The following is an 18,406-nucleotide window of genomic DNA, read 5'->3' on the forward strand; positions in this document are numbered from 1 at the left end:
AAGGAGAGCGATGACATGGACTACTACCGCATCACGTCGATCGAGGACGAGAACTTCCCCAAGCTGCACCGCCTGCTGCAGGACGTGTTCCCGCCGGAGGAGGTGCTCGCCTACGAGCTGTGGGCGGAGCCGCTTCAGGATCCGGGCATCCACGTCTGCGTCGCCCTGCATGACGGGGAGGCCGTAGGCGCGACCGAATACCGCTATTATCCTCAGCTGCGCGTCGCGATGACCGATTTCACGATCATCGGCCGTCCCGGCCTCGGCGTCGGACGGTTCCTGCTGCGCAGCCGGGAAAAGGAGCTCGCCCGCCTGGCGGCCGAATCCGGCACGGAGCCGATCGGCATGTTCGCGGAGATCTACGATCCGTACCGCACGGAGCATGGCTTTGGCGGAGCCGATCCGATGAATCCGATCGTGCGCCGCGAGGTGCTGTCCCATATCGGCTACAAGCGGCTGGAGCTCGACTACGTGCATCCTTCCTGGGATCTGCAGGGCGGGGCGGTGAGCGGCCTCGACCTCGGCTTCCTTCCGAAGGACGAGGAGCTGGACGGCATCTCCGGCGCGCTGGCGGCGCAGTTCCTCGAGACCTACTATTCGGCGATCGAGGCCAAGCCGGCGGAGTGGTACGACATGGTGGCGGGGCTGAAGCGGCAAGAGCGCGTCGCCCTGCTCCCGCTGTAGCGATGGGCGCGACCGAAGCCGGGGCTCCGGGCCCGCTCGAGCTCCGTTTTCTCGGCACGAGCGACTCGATGGGCGTGCCGCGCGTTTATTGCAGCTGCACGGTCTGCAAGGAGGCCCGCGAGACGGGCTTCAACCGCCGGCTGCGCTCGTCGCTGCTGCTGGACGGACTCGATGCGGACGGAGGAGCGACGCTGATCGACTGCGGTCCCGATTGGGGACGGCAGATGGAGGCCGCCGGACTTCGCTCGGTGCGCCGCATTCTGATCACGCACGCGCATTTCGATCACATCGGCGGGCTCGTCGAGTGGGCGGACGCCTGCCGCTACGAGGGCCGAAAAGGCACGGCCTACGCACCGGCAGAGGTCATCCTGACGATCCTCGACCGCTTTCCGTGGCTGGAGCGCTGGATCGACTTCATGCCTTGCGACGAGCCGCTGCGCCTCGGCAGCTGGACGATCCGCTGCTGGCGCGTCCATCACGGCTACAACGGCTATTCCTACGCCTACCGCTTCGACCAGGAGGAGACGGCAACAAGCTGGGCGTACTGCTCCGATGCGATCGGCCTCGACGACGGCATGAAGGCTCCGCTTCGCGGCTGCCGGCTCGTCATCCTCGGCACGAATTTCTACGAGGAGCCTCATCCGTACGAGACGCGCTCCGTCTACGACGTGAAGGAGGCGATCGAGCTGCAGCGGGAGCTGCGTCCCGGCGAGCTGCTGCTGACCCATCTCTCGCATGACATCGACCTGATGCGCGACTACGGCTTGCCGGCAGGAATGGCGTTCGCCGAGACCGGCTTGACGAGACGGCTCGGAGGATCGGCGAAGCCGGAGTAGGCGGCGCCCCATGCGCCCGCGGCCGTTCCGCGCTGGAGTTGAATAGGCAAAGAGCCCATCCGCAGCCGGCGGATGGGCTCTTTGCATGGACGCAGCTTGCAGGCGGCCGGTCCGGATAATGCGGCCTTCCGCCGATAGGGCGGGCTTAGGCCCGGCAGCCGGTTCGGACCCTCGCTTGCCGCCTGTAGGCGCGGCGGTCCCGAGGAGAATCAGCCGGCCGGCTGCCGGCCGGAGTCCGGCTGGCCTTGCGAATGGCGGTACAGGCGCGCGTAGTAGCCGCCTTTGCCGAGCAGCTCGCCATGCGAGCCGGACTCGACGATGCTGCCGCTGCGCATGACGAGGATGCGGTCGGCGTTCATGATCGTCGACAGCCGATGCGCGATGACGAGCGTCGTCCGTCCTGCGGAGACGGCGGCGAGCGCCCGCTGCACCATCTGCTCGGTGCTGGAGTCGAGGTTCGCCGTCGCTTCGTCGAGAATGAGGATCGACGGGCGGAAGACGACGATGCGGGCGAAGCTGATCAGCTGGCGCTCTCCGGCCGACAGGCCGCTGCCTTTTTCGCTCAGCATCGTCCCGTAGCCGTCCGGCAGCCGTCGGATGAGGCGGTCGGCGCCGACGAAGCGGCATGCCTCGCGCGCCTCCTCCTCGGAAATCGACGGATCGAACAAGCGCACGTTGTCGAGAATCGATCCGGAGAACAGATACGGCTCCTGCTGCACGAGCCCGACGATGCGCTGCAGGCGCGCGAGCGGGATATGGCGCACGTCGACGCCGTCGATCGAAACGGAGCCTCGCTGCACGTCATAGAAGCGGCAGAGCAGGCTGATGAGCGAGCTCTTGCCGGCTCCGGTCGTGCCGACGATGCCGATCGTCTCGCCGGGGGCGACGTCGAGGCTGACGCCCCGCAGCACGGGCTGCTGCGGATCGTAGCCGAACTCGACGTCCTGGAAGCGCACCGCTCCGGGACCGATCCGCTCGAGCTCGGCGGCGTCCGCGGATGCGTCTTCCGGCAGCGCCGAGCGGGTCTGGAACAGCTTCCAGATGCGGTCCATCGAGACGGAGGCGGCCTGCAGCGTGTTCCACTGCTGGGTGATCGAGTTGATCGGCTGGAAAAACTGGCGGATGTACGTGATGAACGCGTACAGGACGCCGAACTCAAGCCCTTCCCCGTAGACGGCCCGACCGCCGAGCCAGGTGACGAAAGCGACCGACAGGTTGCCGAGCAGGTCGAACGAGCGGTTGAACAGCACGTTCGTGCGGATCTCCCGCAGGTTGGCCTCGTAATACGAGCCGTTGCGCTCCTCGAACTGCCGCTGCTGCTCGCGCTCCTGGCGGAACGCCTGCACGAGGTTCATGCCGCTCAGATTCTCCGCCGTGAAGGCGATGAGCCGCGACAGCCGGGTGCGCGACTGCTGGTACGTCCGGCGCATGTAGCCGCGGAATCCGGCCGCGATCAGCGCGATCAGCGGCAGCAGCAGCAGGCTGTAGCCGGCCAGCACTGGATCGAGCTGGAACATGAGGAACAGGATGAAGACGAGCGTCAGCCCGTCGCGGAACAGGCTGAGGCATACCTGCGTGAAAAACTGGCTTACCGTCTCCGTATCGCCCGACATATGCGTGACGAGGCTGCCGCTGGACATGCGGTCGTAAAAGGACGGCGAAAGGCGCGACAGATGGCGGAACAGATCCTTGCGCAGCTTGGAGACGATGCCTTGCCCGGCCCGCTGGACGAGCAGGCTCTGCCAGTAGCTGAAGGCGAGGGCGAGCAGCGACAGCGCCAGGTACAGCCCGGCCAGCAGCAGGACGGGGCCGAGCTCGCCGCTGCCGCCCATCAGATGGTCGTCGATCGCGATTTTCACGAGGAACGGCTGCAGCAGATCCGCGGAGATCGCGATGACGGTGCAGGCGACGACGCCGGCGAACGTCTTGCGGTACGGCTTCGCATAGGAGAGCAGGCCGCGCCAGGCGGTCCGCTCGGCTCCATCCGGCGCGGAGCCGGAGGCAGGCGGGGAATCCTGCCGGTCCTGCCTGCGCTCCTGCCTGCGCTCCTCCGCGTCCGGCTCAGGCGCCTTGTCCGCCATGGTCCATTCCTCCTTTCTGCAGCGACGCCAGCTCGGCATACCAGCCGTCTTCGCGCAGCAGCTGCTCATGCGTGCCGCGCTGGACGACGCGACCTTCGTCCAGCACGACGATCTCGTCGGCATGCTGGATCGCGCTGATGCGATGGGCGATGACGAGCGTCGTCCGGCCTGCGCGCACGCGGCGGATGCTCGACACGATGGCCGATTCCGTCTCCGCGTCGACGGCGCTCACGCTGTCGTCGAGGATGAGCAGCGGCGCTTCCTTGACGAGTCCTCTCGCCAGGCTGGCGCGCTGGCGCTGCCCGCCCGACAGCGTCACGCCGCGCTCGCCGAGCCGCGTGCCGAAGCCTTCCTTGAACTGCCGCGCCTGCTCGTAGATCATCGCCTGGCGGGAAGCGCTCTCGATTTCGGACTCGGTGGCGTCCCGCTTGGAAAAGGCGATATTGTCCCCGAGCGTCGTGCTGAACAGGAACCCGTCCTGCGGCACGTAGGCGATCGAGCCGCGCAGCGAGCGCAGCGTCACGTCCCGGATGTCGGCCTCGCCGATCCGGATCGCGCCTGCGGGAGGCTCCATCATGCGCAGCAGCAGCTTGGCGAGCGTCGTCTTGCCGCTGCCGGTGCGCCCGATGAGAGCCGTCGTGCGGCCGTGCCGGATGTCGAGGTCGACGCGGTCGAGCGCCGGCCGCGAGGAGCCGGGATAGCGGTACGTCAGGCCGCGGACGGCGATGTCCGCCCGCTGCGGCAGCTCGACGGCCTGCGGCGAATCCTCGATGTCCGGCCGGCTCGCGAGCAGCTCCTGGATGCGCTCGAGGCTGGCGCGCGAGCGCTGCATCGTGTTGATGACGTTGCCGATCTGCTGGAGCGGATTGATCATGAGCCGCACGTACAGCGTCAGCGAGACGTACATGCCGACGGTGATGCCGCCGGAGAGCGCATGGTAGCCGCCGGCGGCTAGCGTCACGACGAGCGACGCGGAGCCGAGAAACGGCAGCAGCGCCTGGAACAGCGAGCTCAGCCGCACGAGCTTCAGCTGGCTGCCGTAGACGCCGTCGACGCGGGCGCCGAAGCGGGCTTCCATCATCGGCTCCACGGCGAACTTTTGCGTGACGCGCATGCCGCCGATCTGCTCCTCCGCGGATTCGGTCATGGCGGCGAGCTCCTCTTGGGCGTGCCGCGAGCGCTCGCGGATGCGCGGGCCGAAGTAGACGACGATCGGGGGGATGAGCAGCAGCGGAGAGACGCAGACCGCGACGAGCCCGAGCGGCAAGCCCGACAGCGCCATCATGACGACGGCGCTGCCGAGCAGGATGACGGCGTTGGCCGTCTGGTTGAAGCCGGCGGAGATCGCCTCCCGCACCGACTTGACGTCGTTCAGCACGTAGCTGAGCATGCTGCCGACGCCGTGCTTGGCATAATACGCCTCGCTGAGGCGCGTGAACTGCTTGAACAGCCTCTTGCGCGTCAGCCGCTCGAAGTTTCGTCCAAGCCTCATGATGAGGTATTGGCCGGAGCCGGCGAGCGAGCTGTAGAGCAGGGCGATGCCGGCGAGCATCAGCGCGGAGCGGCTGATCAGCACCGGCGTCAGCGCCTCCTGCTGCAGCCGGTCGGTGAATTCGCCGAGCACGCGAGGGTACAGCGACTGGACGATGTTGCCGAGCGCGATGGCCAGCAGCGCCGCGCCGTACAGCGGCGCCTTGGCGGCCAGATACGGGCGCAGCAGGCGTTCCTTCATCCTAGGCATTCCTCCTCGGGATAAGGTTTCCTCGCCTTCATTATACCTCCAACCGAGCCGCGCAGAACATTTTAGTACCAAAATAGTGCCTGGGAAGCAAAGGTTGACTTTTGCCCGAGAACCTAGGTAGGATAAGGGAAGGCCGATTCCGTTCGCCTTTTATCCACTTTTCCGAAAAGGGGAGCTATTGATGACCCAGGGTGTTCAGATCTCGTAATTTCATAGGACTGCCTTCGATTTGCCTGCCGGCGCAAGCGCCGTCTTTCCGCAGGCTTTTTCGAAGCGGTCCATGATCGAGCTCTGAACCGAAGGATCCTCCCTGACCATAGACGGATATTCCGTCCGATTCCGCCGCCTGCTTCTTTCAGCGGGCGGCGCGCGGACGGCCATCCGCTGCGAGACAGGAATGGAGCGCTTCTGCGTTCCGTTCCTGTCTTTTTTGCGTTCCGGCGAGAGGATGAGGCGGACGGAATCGGCTTGTCCAACCTTCGGAAGTCCGTTTTACCCATCGAATGTCCCTATTTTTGCTTCGAGGAGGCCAATTCCTATGAACCACGCATCGATGATGCGCCTTGACTATAGCTTCATTCAGCAACAATTGCTTGACCTCGCCGTATCCGAGCCTGGCCGCCGGTTGGCGGAGCGGCATGTCCCGACGGCTTCGCTCCGTCAGGCGGAAGCGTGGCAGGAGGAGACGGCGGAGGCCGACGCGCTGCTGCGCGCCGGCTCCAGCGTGCCGCTGTCTGCGATGGAGGGCATCGGCTCGTTCCTGGCGCTGCTCGGCAAGGGACGGATCTATGACGAAAAGGAGCTGTCCGGCCTGTCGTCCTGGCTCGGCTCCATCGCGCAGATGAAGCGGTACATGGCCGCCAAGCGCGAGCTCGCTCCGCGGCTGTCGGGTTATGCCGACTCAATGCGCGACTGTCCTGTCCTCAAGGAGGAGATCGACCGCTGCATCCGCGGCGGCTGGCTGCTCGACCATGCTTCGCCCGAGCTGTCGCGGATCCGCCGCAGCTCCCAAGTAGCCGAGGACCGCATCCGCCGCAAGCTCGACGCGGCTCTCGTCAAGTACAAGAGCAGCCTGCAGGACGCGATCGTCAGCCGCAGGGGCGACCGTTTCGTGCTTTCGGTCCGCAGGGATCAGCGCCGGCTCGTGCCGGGAACGGTGTGGGACGAATCGGCGAGCGGACAGACGCTGTTCATCGAGCCGTCAGACGTCGCCGACCTGCAGGCGGAGCTGGCGATGTGGAAGCAGGAGGAGGAGCGGGAGCGCACGCGCATCCTCTCCGTGCTGTCGTCGATGGCCGAAAGCCATGCCGAGCCGCTGACGGTCAATCTGGAGGCGATGGCGCTGTTCGACTTCATTCTTGCGCGCGGCAAGCTGTCCCGCTCCTATGACGGCACTCGGCCGCGGCTGCGGTCCGAGCCGATCGTCCGGCTGCGCGGCGGACGCCATCCGAAGCTCGGAGCGCAAGCGGTGCCGATCGACGCGGAGCTCGGCGGCGGCTGGGACCAGCTTTGCATCACCGGACCGAATACCGGCGGCAAGACGCTCGCGCTGAAGACGATCGGCCTGTTCGCGCTCATGGCGCAGGCGGGGCTGCTCCTGCCGGCGGAGGAAGGCAGCGAGTTCGGGCGGTTCGACGACATTCTCGCCGACGTCGGAGACGGGCAAAGCATCGAGCAGTCGCTCAGCACGTTCTCGTCGCATCTGGCCATCCTGGCCGAGATCCTCGCGGCGGCAGGAAGCTCCACGCTCGTCCTGCTCGACGAGCTCGCCGCCGGCACCGATCCGGAGGAAGGCATCGCGCTGTCGGTCGCGGTGCTTGAGGAGCTGGGAGCGAGAGGGACGAAGGTCGCCGTAACGACTCATTTCAACGAAATCAAGGCCTACGCTTCGCGGACGCCGCGCTGCATGAACGCGCGGATGGCGTTCGACGCCGAGACGCTGCGGCCGCTGTACCGGCTCGAGCCGGGCGAGGCGGGAGACAGCTATGCGCTGTCGATTGCGAGGCGGTACGGCTTGCCGGAAAGCCTGCTCGCGAGGGCGGAGGAGCTGAAGCGCGGCGGAGCTCGGCCGGATGCGGCGGCGTCCGGAGGGGAGCGTCCACAATCCCAGGCGGACAACGGCCGCAAGCCAGCGGCGTCTCGCGAGGAGCGCCGGCCAGAGCGAGGCGGGCAGCCGGACGCCGTGCAGGGGACGCCTGCTGCCGGATCGGACCTCCATGCGCCGAAGGCGGGCGGCAATGCGCGCGAGCCGGAGCCGCTGCGCGGCTCCAAGCCTGCTCCGAAGCCCAAGGAATTCACGGTCGGGGATTGCGTGTGGATCCATCCGCTCAAGCGGACGGGGATCGTGTACCGGGAAGCGGATGCGAGAGGGGAGGTGGTCGTGCAGGTGAAGCAGGAAAAAAGGACGTTCAACCGCAAAAGGCTGTCCCTCTATATTGGCAGGGACAGCCTCTATCCGGGCGAGGATTACGATATGGACATCGTGTTCGACAGCAAGGAGAACCGCAAGGCGAGGCATCGGATGTCGCGCAAGCATGTGCCCGGGCTGCAGATCGAGACGCCGGGCGGCGACGAGTGATCGGATGCGCTGGCGATCGGTTCAGCCGGATGTCTCCATGACGAGCAGCCAGCCTTGGCGCAGCGACACGCTGCCCGTCTGACCGTCCAGCGCGTTGCTGATGCCGAGCGACTGCCCGATTCGCAGCTCGGCTTCGCGCAGCGGATAGCGGAATCCTTCCAAAGTGATGCCGGAGGCCGTCTCGCCGAGCGGCAGCAGCGAGACATGGGGGAAGCGGCTGCGTTGCAGATGCAGCGACTGTCCTCCGCGCATCAGGCGGATGCGGTTTGTCTCGTCCTCGATCGTCGTCTCGACGCCGCGCTCCGCCGCGAGCCGAAGCAGATGCACGTTGGCGAGCGAATGGTCGAAGCGGCTGCCGAGCGCGCCGACGATCAGGATGGACGCCGGATCGAGGTCGAGCGCGCGCCTCAGGGCGAGCTCGGTGTCGGTATAGTTTTTGTCGATCGGATCGAACGAGGCCAGCTCGGCGCTTCCCGCCTCGATTTCGGCCAGCTCGTCCTCCTGCACGGAGTCGAAATCCCCGAGCGACAAATCCGGCCGGATGCCCGAGCGGATGAGGAACAGCGCTCCCGCGTCGGCGCCGATGATATAGTCGCCGGGTCGAAGCAGGCCGGCCGTCCACGGTCCGAGGCTGCCGCCCGTTACGATGGCGACCCGCTGCAGCTGCTGCGGCATAGGGCTCATTCCTTCCTGTATGTACTGCGGCCCATTATAGCGCGGGGAACGTGCAGCCGCAATCCGGTTGCGGGATAGCCCTCCCCCGGCTATTATAGGTAGGATAGTTGCGGCATCATAGATACGGGGGCGTAATCGACTTGTACACAGAGATTTTCGCGGTATTCAGCATCATCGGCACGATCGCCTTCGCGGTCAGCGGCGCGATCGTCGCCATGGAGGAGGAGTACGACATCCTCGGCGTGTTCGTGCTGGGGCTGGTCACGGCGTTCGGAGGCGGCGTCATCCGCAATCTGCTCATCGGCATCCCGGTGACGACGCTCTGGACGCAGGGGCTGCTCATCAAGATCGCGCTCGCCTCGATGACGATCATCTTCCTGCTGCCGGTCAGCTGGATCCAGCACTGGCGCAAGGCGGAGGCGCTGTTCGACGCGATCGGGCTGTCGGCCTTCGCCATCCAGGGGGCGCTCTACGCCACGGAGATGAAGCATCCGCTCAGCGCCGTGCTAGTGGCCGCGACGCTGACCGGCATCGGCGGCGGCATCATCCGCGACCTGCTGGCCGGGCGCAAGCCGCTCGTGCTGCGGGACGAGATCTATGCCGTCTGGGCGATTCTCGGCGGGGCGGCGATCGGGCTGGGATGGTTCAAAGGGACGGCGATGCTGCTCGTGCTGTTCGGGCTCATCATCGTCATGCGGATGCTGTCCGTCATCTTCAAATGGCGGCTGCCCCGCCGGTCGCTGCGGACGGCGTCGGCCGACCGCAGGGAAGGAGGAATGTTCTGATGGCGCGCAAGGTGAACGTCGTGTTCGTCTGCCTGGGCAACATCTGCCGCTCGCCGATGGCGGAGGCGGTGCTGCGCCATCTGGCCGCGCGGCGCGGACTGAAGCAGGCGGTCGTGGTGGACAGCGCCGGAACGGGCGACTGGCATCTCGGAGCCGTTCCGCATGAAGGGACGCGCCGCGAGCTCGACCGCGCGGGCATCTCTTATGAAGGGATGCGGGCGCGGCTCGTCGACCGCGACGATCTCGAGCGGGCCGACTATATCGTCGTCATGGACCGCGCCAACGAGCGCGACGTGCGGGAGCTGATCCGAGCCGGGGGCATCGTGCCGCAGGGCAGGCTGCTCCGCTTCATGGAGCTGCTGCCGGACGAGGAGCTCGACGGCGTGCCCGATCCGTATTATACGGGAGACTTCGAGCAGACCCGGAGGCTCGTCGCCGCGGGCTGCGAGGCGCTGCTCGACCGGATCGAGCGCGAGCTTTCCGCCTAGATCAAGCTGCGGCAAAAAAAGCGGGACGATAGCCGAACCATTCGGCTTTCGTCCCGCTTTTCGTTTCAGCTCCGAGGCTGGCGCTTTAGTCCAGGAAATGCTTCAGGCCGTCCGGGATCTCGCGCTGCCACGATCCCCATTGATGCTTGCCGTCCTTCTCGACATAATGGATGTCGGCGCCGCGGTCGGCGAGCAGGGCGTCCATCTCGCGGTTCAGCTTGACGAAGTCGTAGACGCCCGTATCCGTCTCGAAGTCGGTCTCCTGGAGGCCGACATACAGATAAAGCTGCAGCCAGGACAGGTCGCCCTGCTTGGCCGCGATCGCCTGGGAGGCGCCGTAAAAGGCGCCCGACAGCGAGAAGACGCGGTTCCACAGCTCCGGATAGCGGAGCGCGAGATGGAGCGATACGGTGCCGCCGAGCGAATCCCCGATCAGCAGCCGCTCGCGGCGCTCCCGCCGGACGGGATACTTCTCCTCGATGAACGGCAGCATCTCCTCGGCGAAAAAACGCGTGTACGCCTCATGGCGGGCGCCGTCCGGGGAGTATTCGCTCGTCCGCTTCTTCTTGTCGACGTCGACGCCGACGAGGATGAACGGCTCGAGCTCGCCGTCGATGATGAGGCGGTTGGCCAGCGTCGCCGCGCGGCCGAAGTTGAACAGGTCCTCGCCGTCCTGGCCGTAGACGACCGGATAGCTGAGCACTTCGTTGTAGCCGGGCGGCAGGTAGACGCGCAGCTCGCGCGAGCCCTCCTCGAGATGGCGGCTCGGCACCGTCTCCTTGAGGATCGTTCTTTTCAAATAAATGTCGTCTGGCATCGTTCTCTTCCTCCTTGGCTGCATGGGACGGCGTAGGTCGGGGTAAACAATAAGGAGATGTCCGCTCCGAGCCGGGCGGAGCGGCGGAGACTCCGTTGAATGTAACCGCTCTTGTACTATCCTGTTATATATGTCACGGTTAGCTGTTACACATACACAAAACGTTAAAAACCCGTGAAAGTAATGAAAAAACAACGTTTTTTCCTTTTTTGCTTTGACCGTTTCAGCGCAACAGGTTTATAATAATTCTATAACAGAAGCAGGCAAGTTTCAAATAACAAATCGAGGTGAACCTCTCTGATGAGCAAGCTGCTGAACAAGCATTCTTACGAAGTGCATAGCGAGGACGTAACGCCGCTTACGATTCTTTCCCCCGAAGGCGAAGTCGTCAATCCCGACCTCATGCCTGACCTCAGCGACGACCAGCTGAAGGAACTGATGTACCGCATGGTGTTCACCCGCACCTGGGACGAGCGCGCCGTCAACCTCGGCCGCCAGGGCCGCCTCGGCTTCTACGCGCCGGTATCCGGCCAGGAAGCGTCGATGATCGGCAGCGAGTTCGCGCTGAACAAGGACGACTTCATCTGCCCGGGCTACCGCGACATGCCGCAGCTCGTCTGGCACGGACTGCCGATGTACCAGGCGTTCCTGTACTCCCGCGGCCACCAGCACGGCGGCCAGATTCCGGAGGACGTGCATGTGCTGATGCCGCAGATCATCATCGGCGCGCAGATCCTGCATGCGACCGGCGTCGCGATGGCGTTCAAGAAGCGCGGCGAGAAGCGCGTCGCCATCACGTATACGGGCGACGGCGGCTCCTCCGAGGGCGATTTCTACGAAGGGCTGAACTTCGCCGGCGCCTACAAGCTGCCGGTGATCTACACGGTCCAGAACAACCGCTACGCGATCACGACGCCGTACGAGAAGCAGACGGCCGCCCAGTCGATCGCCCACAAGGCGCTCGCCGCCGGCATCAAAGGCGTGCAGGTCGACGGCATGGACGTCCTCGCGGTCTACAAAGCCGTCTCCGAAGCCGCTGAGCGCGGCCGCAGCGGCGAAGGCGCGACGCTGCTCGAGCTGCTCACGTACCGGTTCCGTCCCCACTCCATGGCGGACGACACGACCAAGTACCGCACGAAGGACGAAGAGGGCGAATGGTCGCTCAAGGATCCGATCATCCGCTTCGGCAAGTTCCTGGAGAAGAAGGGCCTTTGGACGGAAGAGGATACGGCTCGCGTGAAGGACGAGGCGAAAGCCGCCGTCAACGAAGCCATCAAGAAGGCGGAAGCGACCGAGAAGATGACGGTCGCCGGCTTGATCGACACGATGTTCGAGCATACGCCCGCCCACCTGGAAGAGCAAAAAGCCGATTTCTGATCCGAACCCAAGCGATCGATGAGTCCGGGGCGGCGCGCGCCGCTCCCCCTAAGGAGGAACCTGTTAATCATGGCTCAAATGAACATGTTGGAAGCAATCCGCGACGCTCTTCGCACCGAGCTGAAGCGGGATGAGAACGTAATGCTCTTCGGAGAGGACGTCGGCCACACCGGCGGCGTATTCCGCGTCACCGAAGGTCTTCAGAAGGAATTCGGCGAGGAGCGCGTCTTCGATACGCCGCTGGCGGAATCCGCGATCGCCGGCATGGCGGTCGGCCTCGGCGTGCAAGGCTTCCGTCCGGTCGCCGAGATCCAGTTCGTCGGCTTCATCTACGAGGCGATGGACCAGATGTTCATCCAGGCAGCCCGCATGCGCTACCGCTCCGGCGGACGCTACAACTCGCCGATCGTATTCCGCACGCCTTTCGGCGGCGGCGTCAAGGCGGCCGAGCTGCACACCGACTCGCTCGAAGGTCTGGCGCTGCAGACGCCGGGCATCAAGGTCGTCATTCCTTCCAATCCTTATGACGCCAAAGGCCTCATGATCGCGGCGATCCGCGACAACGATCCCGTGTTCTTCATGGAGCATCTCAACCTGTACCGCGCCTTCCGCGCCGAAGTGCCGGAGGAAGAGTACACCGTCGAGCTCGGCAAGGCGAACGTCGTCCGCGAAGGCTCCGACGTCACGATCGTGACGTACGGCATGATGGTCCATACGTCCGTCAAGGCTGCTGAAGAGCTGGAAAAGGAAGGCGTAAGCGTCGAAGTGATCGACATCCGCACGCTCATGCCGCTCGACATCGACACGATCGTCGAGTCGATCAAAAAGACGAACCGCGCGATCGTCGTGCAGGAAGCTCAGAAGACTTCCGGCGCGGCGGCCGAGATCATCGCCCAGATCAACGAAAAGGCGATCCTTCACCTGGAGGCGCCGGTGCTTCGCGTCGCAGGTCCGGACACGGTGTATCCGTTCGCCCAGATCGAAGACCAATGGCTCCCGTCCCCGGCGCGCGTCGTCGCGAACGTCAAGAAAGTCCTCGAATTCTAATTCCGTTCCGAACGGAATTTGCTTGCACGCTTTTCACCCCTGCAGCCGCCGCGGCGGGCTGCGCGTCCTCTTGGACCGCAGCTTGTCCGCTCCCGGTCGGTTCAGCTCCAGATGCAAAAGGAGGTTCACCTCGTGGCCAAGTTTGAATACCGGTTCCCAGAGCTGGGCGAAGGCCTTCATGAAGGCGAAATCATCAAGATCCACATCAAGGTCGGAGACAAGGTCACCGACGACGACATCATTATGGAAGTGCAGAACGACAAGGCCGTCGTAGAGGTTCCTTGCCCGGTCAACGGCACGGTGCTCGAGGTTCTTGCCAAGGACGGCCAGGTATGCCATGTCGGCGACGTCGTAGCCGTCATCGACGCCGAGGGCGATCTGCCGGAAGGCGCCGCTCCGAGCGAGGACAGCGCGAAGGAAGTCGCCAAGGACGAAGCGCAGAACGTCGCTCCGGGCGCAGTCAAGGCCGACGCCGAAGTGACGGCGAAGGACGCGGCTCCGGCATCCGCTCCTGCAGCGGCTCCGGCCGCCAAAGGCCAAGTGCTCGCTACGCCTAGCGTGCGCAAGTTCTCCCGCGAAAAAGGCGTGGACATTGCGTCCGTGCAAGGCACTGGCAAAAACGGCCGCATCACTCGCGAGGACATCGAGAAGGCAGCCGCAGGCGGCGCATCCGCTCCGGCGGCAGCCGCTTCCGACAATGCCGCTGTCGCGGCAAAAGGCGCCGGCGAAGCCAAGTCCGCTCCGGTCGCCAGCCAAGGCGGAGACCGTCCGGAAGAGCGCCTGCCGTTCAAGGGCATCCGCAAGATCATTTCCAACGCGATGACGAAGTCGGCGTACACCGCTCCTCACGTGACGCTGATGGACGAAGTGGACGTGACCGCGCTCGTCGAGCTGCGCAAAAAAGCGAAGCCGGTCGCCGAGAAGAAAGGCGTCAAGCTGACCTACCTGCCGTTCATCGTCAAGGCGCTCGTCGCCGCCGTGCGCGAGTTCCCGATCATGAACTCGATGCTCGACGAGGAAGCGCAGGAGATCGTTCTGCGCAAGTACTACAACATCGGCATCGCGACCGATACCGACAACGGCCTGATCGTGCCGGTCATCGAGCATGCGGACCGCAAGAACGTCTGGACGATCGCCAGCTCCATCAGCGACCTCGCCGCTCGCGGCCGCGACGGCAAGCTGTCCGGCGCCGAGCTCAAAGGCAGCACGATTTCCATCACGAACATCGGCTCCGCCGGCGGCATGTTCTTCACGCCGATCATCAACTTCCCTGAAGTGGCCATCCTCGGCGTCGGCCGCATCGCCGACAAGCCGGTCGTCAAGAACGGCGAGATCGTCGCCGCTTCCGTCATGGCCCTGTCCCTCAGCTTCGACCACCGTCTCATCGACGGTGCGACGGCTCAGAATTTCCTGAACTACATCAAGCAGCTTCTGGCCGACCCGCAGCTGCTAATCATGGAGGTATAAGCTCATGGTAGTAGGAGACGCATCTCTCGATATCGATACACTGGTCATCGGCGCCGGTCCCGGCGGATATGTGGCTGCGATTCGCGCAGCCCAGCTTGGCCAAAGCGTGCTTTGCGTGGAGAAGGAGCATGTCGGCGGCGTGTGCCTGAACGTCGGCTGCATTCCTTCCAAAGCCCTCATCTCCGCTTCCCATCAATATGACACCGTCAGCCATGCCGAAGCGATCGGCATCACGGCAGGCGACGTCAAGGTCGACTGGAGCAAGATCCAGGACTTCAAGGGCGGAGTCGTGAAAAAGCTGACAGGCGGCGTAGCCAGCCTGCTCAAAGCCAACAAGGTGCAATACTTCGCCGGCGAAGTGATGTTCATCAACGAAAACGAAGCGCGTGTCTTCAACGATCAGGAAGCTCCGCGCTACCGCTTCAAGAACTGCATCATCGCGACGGGCTCCCGCCCGATCGAGCTGAAGGCATTCCCGTTCGGCGGACGCATCGTCTCCTCCACGGGCGCGCTGTCGCTGCCTGAGATTCCGAAGAGCCTGGCCGTCATCGGCGGCGGCTACATCGGCGTCGAGCTGAGCCAGATGTACAGCAAGTTCGGCACGAAGGTGACGATCATCGAAGGCCTCGACTCGATCCTGGCCGGCTTCGACAAGGACATGTCCCAGCTCGTGGCCAAGAAGCTCAAAGCCAAAGGCGCGGAAATCATCACGAACGCGCAAGCGAAGAGCGCCGAGCAGACCGACAAGGACGTCACCGTGACGTACACGGTCGACGGCAAGGAACAGACGGTGACGGCTGATTACCTGCTCGTCACGGTCGGACGCCGTCCGAATACGGACGGAGAGCTCGGCCTCGACCTGATCAACATCAAGATGACGGACCGCGGCCTCGTCGAAGTCAACGACGAAGGACGCACGAGCATCCCGCATATCTTCGCGATCGGCGACATCGTTGCCGGCCCTGCGCTCGCGCACAAGGCGATGTACGAAGGCCGTGTCGCGGCTGAAGTCATCGGCGGACAGCCGAGCAAAGTCGACTACAAGTGCATGCCGGCCGTCTGCTTCTCCGATCCGGAGTGCGCCAGCGTCGGTCTGACGGAGAAGGAAGCGAAGGACAAAGGCTACAACGTCAAGGTCGGCAAGTTCCCGTTTGTCGCCAACGGCCGCGCCCTGTCCCTCAACGCGACGGAAGGCTTCGTGAAGCTCGTCGCCGACAAAGACAGCGGCCTCGTGCTCGGCGCCCACATCGCGGGCATCGAAGCGTCCAACATGATTTCCGAGCTCGGCCTCGCGATCGAGATGGGCGCTACGCTCGAGGACATCGCGCTGACAATCCACGCGCATCCGACGCTTGGCGAGATCACGCTGGACGCGGCGGAAGTCGCGCTCGGCCATCCGATCCATACGTTTGTCAAGTAAGATCGCGCTTTTCAGGCCGGCCCTTTCTGGGGCCGGCTTTTTTTATGGGCCGTCTAGCGGCTCAGCGAGCCGTGCCATTCGTTCTCCGTCCGGAGAAGGGGGCTTGTGGACAGGCGAACCGCTGCGCGAGCCGAGCCTTTTTCAACCGGGAGCCGGAAAGCGGGCTAGGGACAGGCGAACCGCTGCGCGAGCCGAGCCTTTCTCGACCGGGAGCCGGAAAGCGGGCTAGGGACAGGCGCATCGCTGTGCGAGCCGAGCCTTTCTCAACCGGGAGCCGGAAAGCGGGCTAGGGACAGGCGAACCGCTGCGCGAGCCGAGCCTTTCTCAACCGGGAGCTGGAAAGCGGGCCAGGGACAGGCGAACCGCTGCGCGAGCCGAGCCTTTCTCCGATTCCACTGGAAGCCGGATGCCCGGATTGCCCGACCTCCTATTCGGAGGCCATCCGTCTTCCAAGAGGACCGCTGCCGCTTCTTCGAAAGGCATCGTCTCGCTCCGCTTCGCCTTGTCCATCAGCTTCGCCTCTCCCGCATACTCGGGAGACGGCAGCTCGCTCGGCACTCGGCAGCATGAACGGGCGCTGCGGAAAGAGTCAGAAAGCAGCTCTCAACTTGCTGGAAAAGACCCAGGCTGAAACGACTTAGGCGCATATCGAAATCGTTCGCTCGTTCCAAAGAACGTTTGACTCCCTCGTCTCGACGAATGGAGGATCAACCGGTCGGAGTTGCGCGGAAAAACCGAGTAACTCGAGCAAGCAGGGGCGGAACCAGAAGGAGTTGCACGGAAAAACCGAGTAACTCGAGCAAGCAGGTGCCGAACCGGCCGGAGTTGCGCGGAAAAACCGAGTAACTCGGTCAAGCAGGGGCCGAAGCGGTCGGAGTTGCGCGGAAAAACCGAGTAACTCGGGCAAGCGGGAAGTTAAGTCCATATAATTGTGTAAAATGCTCCTGACCATAAAAAGGAAAGCCATGGTAGGACTCTCGGTTAGAATGGAAGTTGTCGAGACCAACATTCCAAGGAGAGTGCCTACACATGACTCCATACCAGATTACCGTAGATCAGGACATTTTGCACCAGCTGTTTATCGGAACCGATCGGGACGCGGGAGTGGCCCGCTTGCTGGAGACGGTGCTGAATCAGGTGCTGACAGCCCAGGCGACGGATCAGCTGGCGGCGCAGACATACGAGCGCACCAGCGAGCGCAAGGGCTATCGCAACGGCAGCTACGAGCGCGACGTCATTACCCGCGCGGGCAGCGTCACCTTGCGCGTCCCCCGGTTTCGGGACGGCTCCTTTTCCACCGAGCTTTTCGCCCGGTATCAGCGCAGCGAGCAAGCGCTGGTGCTCTCGCTCATGGAAATGGTCATCAACGGCGTGTCGACGCGCAAGGTGACCAAAATCACCGAGGAGCTGTGCGGAACCCAGTTCTCCAAGTCAACAGTCAGCCACCTGTGCAAGCAGCTGGACCCGGCTGTCCACGACTGGAACAACCGCTCTCTGGCCGACCACGCCTTCCCCTTCATCACCATCGATGCGATCTACGTGAAGGTCCGTGAAGAAGGCCGCATCTGTTCTCGAGGCGTTCTGGTGGGCTACGGCGTGAACGAGCAAGGCCGGCGTGAGATTCTGGGCCTGCGCGTCGACGACACCGAGTCGGAGGAGAGCTGGGGCGCCTACTTCCGCTGGCTGAAAGAGCGCGGCCTGCACGGCGTAGAGCTCGTCACGAGCGACTACCATGGCGGGCTGGTCAAGGCCATCGAGAAGGAGTTTCAAGGGGTCTCGTGGCAGCGGTGCCAGACGCACTTCATCAAGAACGTGCTGAACGCAGCGCCCAAAGCGCTCCAAAGCGAAATCAAGAGTCGCGTCCGATCGATCTTCGATGCGCCCGACATGAAGACGGCTCGTTCCTATCTCGAACAGACGCTTGAGGCGTATGCCGAGACAGCACCCAAAGCGATGAAAATACTGGAGGACGGGTTCGAGGACGCCGTCGCGGTGCTGGCCTTCCCGGAGGCCTACCGCGTGCGGCTGCGCACCTCCAACGGCATGGAGCGCCTGAACGGGGAGATCCGCAGGCGCGAGACGGTCATCCGCATCTTTCCCAATCGCGCTTCCGTCCTTCGCCTCATCGGAGCCATGCTCATGGAAGAGAACGAGTACTGGATGACGAAGAAGCCGTACATGGACATGACGGACTTCAAGGCGTGGAAGAAGCAGAAAGCCACTCAGGGCGCCGGCTCGGAGGAGCAGGAAACCAGCACCACCATGACGGAAGCGACGGACAGCCTTTAAACCCGATTCCATTTTCTACCGAGAAGTGTTTTTACACACAATTATGGACTTGACCCAAGCGGGAGCCGAACCGGCGGAGTTGCGCGGAAAAACCGTGTAACTGGAGCAAGCAGGGGCGGAA

General features: G+C 64.1%; 14 protein-coding genes. 10 read left to right on the forward strand and 4 right to left on the reverse strand.

What is annotated here, in order from left to right:
* Positions 1 to 15: 15 nt before the first annotated feature.
* Both NYE40_RS11810 and NYE40_RS11815 read left to right on the forward strand, forming a co-directional pair.
* On the forward strand, positions 16 to 684 hold the full coding sequence (locus NYE40_RS11810) for a GNAT family acetyltransferase (RefSeq protein WP_028597663.1): 669 nt from the start codon (positions 16 to 18) through the stop codon (positions 682 to 684).
* 2 nt (positions 685 to 686) lie between these two features.
* On the forward strand, positions 687 to 1,520 hold the full coding sequence (locus NYE40_RS11815) for an MBL fold metallo-hydrolase (protein WP_028597664.1): 834 nt from the start codon (positions 687 to 689) through the stop codon (positions 1,518 to 1,520).
* Positions 1,521 to 1,729: 209 nt separating this feature from the next.
* Here NYE40_RS11815 and NYE40_RS11820 read toward each other — a convergent pair whose 3' ends face one another.
* Positions 1,730 to 3,601 (reverse strand): ABC transporter ATP-binding protein, encoded by a 1,872-nt coding sequence (locus NYE40_RS11820; protein ID WP_084136663.1) that lies wholly within the window; start codon positions 3,599 to 3,601, stop codon positions 1,730 to 1,732.
* On the reverse strand, positions 3,582 to 5,333 hold the full coding sequence (locus NYE40_RS11825) for an ABC transporter ATP-binding protein (protein ID WP_028597665.1): 1,752 nt from the start codon (positions 5,331 to 5,333) through the stop codon (positions 3,582 to 3,584). The genes NYE40_RS11820 and NYE40_RS11825 overlap by 20 nt, the downstream gene beginning before the upstream one ends.
* 547 nt (positions 5,334 to 5,880) lie before the next feature.
* Between NYE40_RS11825 and NYE40_RS11830 the strand changes: the two genes are divergently transcribed.
* Entirely contained in the window at positions 5,881 to 7,920 is a 2,040-nt protein-coding gene (locus NYE40_RS11830; protein WP_339279966.1) for a DNA mismatch repair protein MutS, read from the forward strand.
* A gap of 21 nt (positions 7,921 to 7,941) precedes the next feature.
* Here NYE40_RS11830 and NYE40_RS11835 read toward each other — a convergent pair whose 3' ends face one another.
* Positions 7,942 to 8,595, reverse strand: coding sequence for a thiamine diphosphokinase (locus tag NYE40_RS11835; RefSeq protein WP_028597666.1), 654 nt, complete (start codon positions 8,593 to 8,595; stop codon positions 7,942 to 7,944).
* Positions 8,596 to 8,729: 134 nt separating this feature from the next.
* On the opposite strand from NYE40_RS11835, the gene NYE40_RS11840 reads away from it, so the two are divergent.
* Both NYE40_RS11840 and NYE40_RS11845 read left to right on the forward strand, forming a co-directional pair.
* Positions 8,730 to 9,380 (forward strand): trimeric intracellular cation channel family protein, encoded by a 651-nt coding sequence (locus NYE40_RS11840; RefSeq protein WP_028597667.1) that lies wholly within the window; start codon positions 8,730 to 8,732, stop codon positions 9,378 to 9,380.
* A complete protein-coding gene (locus NYE40_RS11845) occupies positions 9,380 to 9,868 on the forward strand; it encodes a low molecular weight protein-tyrosine-phosphatase (RefSeq protein WP_028597668.1) in 489 nt (162 codons plus the stop codon). Before NYE40_RS11840 ends, NYE40_RS11845 begins: the two co-directional genes overlap by 1 nt.
* Positions 9,869 to 9,953: 85 nt before the next feature.
* On the opposite strand, the gene NYE40_RS11850 is transcribed toward NYE40_RS11845, so the two are convergent.
* Positions 9,954 to 10,685: an alpha/beta hydrolase-fold protein gene (locus tag NYE40_RS11850; RefSeq protein WP_028597669.1), complete on the reverse strand. Its 732-nt coding sequence runs from the start codon at positions 10,683 to 10,685 to the stop codon at positions 9,954 to 9,956.
* A gap of 300 nt (positions 10,686 to 10,985) precedes the next feature.
* On the opposite strand from NYE40_RS11850, the gene pdhA reads away from it, so the two are divergent.
* From pdhA to NYE40_RS11875, 5 genes are all read left to right on the forward strand, one after another.
* The gene (pdhA, locus tag NYE40_RS11855; RefSeq protein ID WP_174817673.1) at positions 10,986 to 12,062 is read left to right on the forward strand and encodes a pyruvate dehydrogenase (acetyl-transferring) E1 component subunit alpha; all 1,077 of its coding nucleotides are present in this window, start codon (positions 10,986 to 10,988) and stop codon (positions 12,060 to 12,062) included.
* Between the two features lie 69 nt (positions 12,063 to 12,131).
* Positions 12,132 to 13,109 (forward strand): alpha-ketoacid dehydrogenase subunit beta, encoded by a 978-nt coding sequence (locus tag NYE40_RS11860; protein ID WP_028597671.1) that lies wholly within the window; start codon positions 12,132 to 12,134, stop codon positions 13,107 to 13,109.
* 132 nt (positions 13,110 to 13,241) lie between these two features.
* Positions 13,242 to 14,576, forward strand: coding sequence for a dihydrolipoamide acetyltransferase family protein (locus NYE40_RS11865; RefSeq protein ID WP_028597672.1), 1,335 nt, complete (start codon positions 13,242 to 13,244; stop codon positions 14,574 to 14,576).
* A 4-nt stretch (positions 14,577 to 14,580) separates the two neighbouring features.
* Positions 14,581 to 15,996 carry a dihydrolipoyl dehydrogenase gene (gene lpdA, locus NYE40_RS11870; RefSeq protein WP_028597673.1) on the forward strand — a complete coding sequence of 472 codons (1,416 nt, stop codon included), beginning with the start codon at positions 14,581 to 14,583 and terminating at the stop codon, positions 15,994 to 15,996.
* Positions 15,997 to 17,025: 1,029 nt separating this feature from the next.
* On the forward strand, positions 17,026 to 18,285 hold the full coding sequence (locus tag NYE40_RS11875; RefSeq protein WP_101809124.1) for an IS256 family transposase: 1,260 nt from the start codon (positions 17,026 to 17,028) through the stop codon (positions 18,283 to 18,285).
* Positions 18,286 to 18,406: the final 121 nt, after the last annotated feature.

The organism is Paenibacillus sp. FSL W8-1187 (assembly GCF_037965485.1).
GTDB classification, from domain to species: domain Bacteria; phylum Bacillota; class Bacilli; order Paenibacillales; family Paenibacillaceae; genus Paenibacillus_O; species Paenibacillus_O pasadenensis.

Bases quoted from the DNA above. Each gene is read 5' to 3' on its own strand.
- NYE40_RS11810 (WP_028597663.1), top strand. From the start codon at position 16: ATGGACTACTACCGCATCACGTCGATCGAGGACGAGAACTTCCCCAAG.
- NYE40_RS11815 (WP_028597664.1), top strand. From the start codon at position 687: ATGGGCGCGACCGAAGCCGGGGCTCCGGGCCCGCTCGAGCTCCGTTTT.
- NYE40_RS11820 (WP_084136663.1), bottom strand. From the start codon at position 3,601: ATGGCGGACAAGGCGCCTGAGCCGGACGCGGAGGAGCGCAGGCAGGAG.
- NYE40_RS11825 (WP_028597665.1), bottom strand. From the start codon at position 5,333: ATGAAGGAACGCCTGCTGCGCCCGTATCTGGCCGCCAAGGCGCCGCTG.
- NYE40_RS11830 (WP_339279966.1), top strand. From the start codon at position 5,881: ATGAACCACGCATCGATGATGCGCCTTGACTATAGCTTCATTCAGCAA.
- NYE40_RS11835 (WP_028597666.1), bottom strand. From the start codon at position 8,595: ATGCCGCAGCAGCTGCAGCGGGTCGCCATCGTAACGGGCGGCAGCCTC.
- NYE40_RS11845 (WP_028597668.1), top strand. From the start codon at position 9,380: ATGGCGCGCAAGGTGAACGTCGTGTTCGTCTGCCTGGGCAACATCTGC.
- NYE40_RS11850 (WP_028597669.1), bottom strand. From the start codon at position 10,685: ATGCCAGACGACATTTATTTGAAAAGAACGATCCTCAAGGAGACGGTG.
- pdhA (WP_174817673.1), top strand. From the start codon at position 10,986: ATGAGCAAGCTGCTGAACAAGCATTCTTACGAAGTGCATAGCGAGGAC.
- NYE40_RS11860 (WP_028597671.1), top strand. From the start codon at position 12,132: ATGGCTCAAATGAACATGTTGGAAGCAATCCGCGACGCTCTTCGCACC.
- lpdA (WP_028597673.1), top strand. From the start codon at position 14,581: ATGGTAGTAGGAGACGCATCTCTCGATATCGATACACTGGTCATCGGC.
- NYE40_RS11875 (WP_101809124.1), top strand. From the start codon at position 17,026: ATGACTCCATACCAGATTACCGTAGATCAGGACATTTTGCACCAGCTG.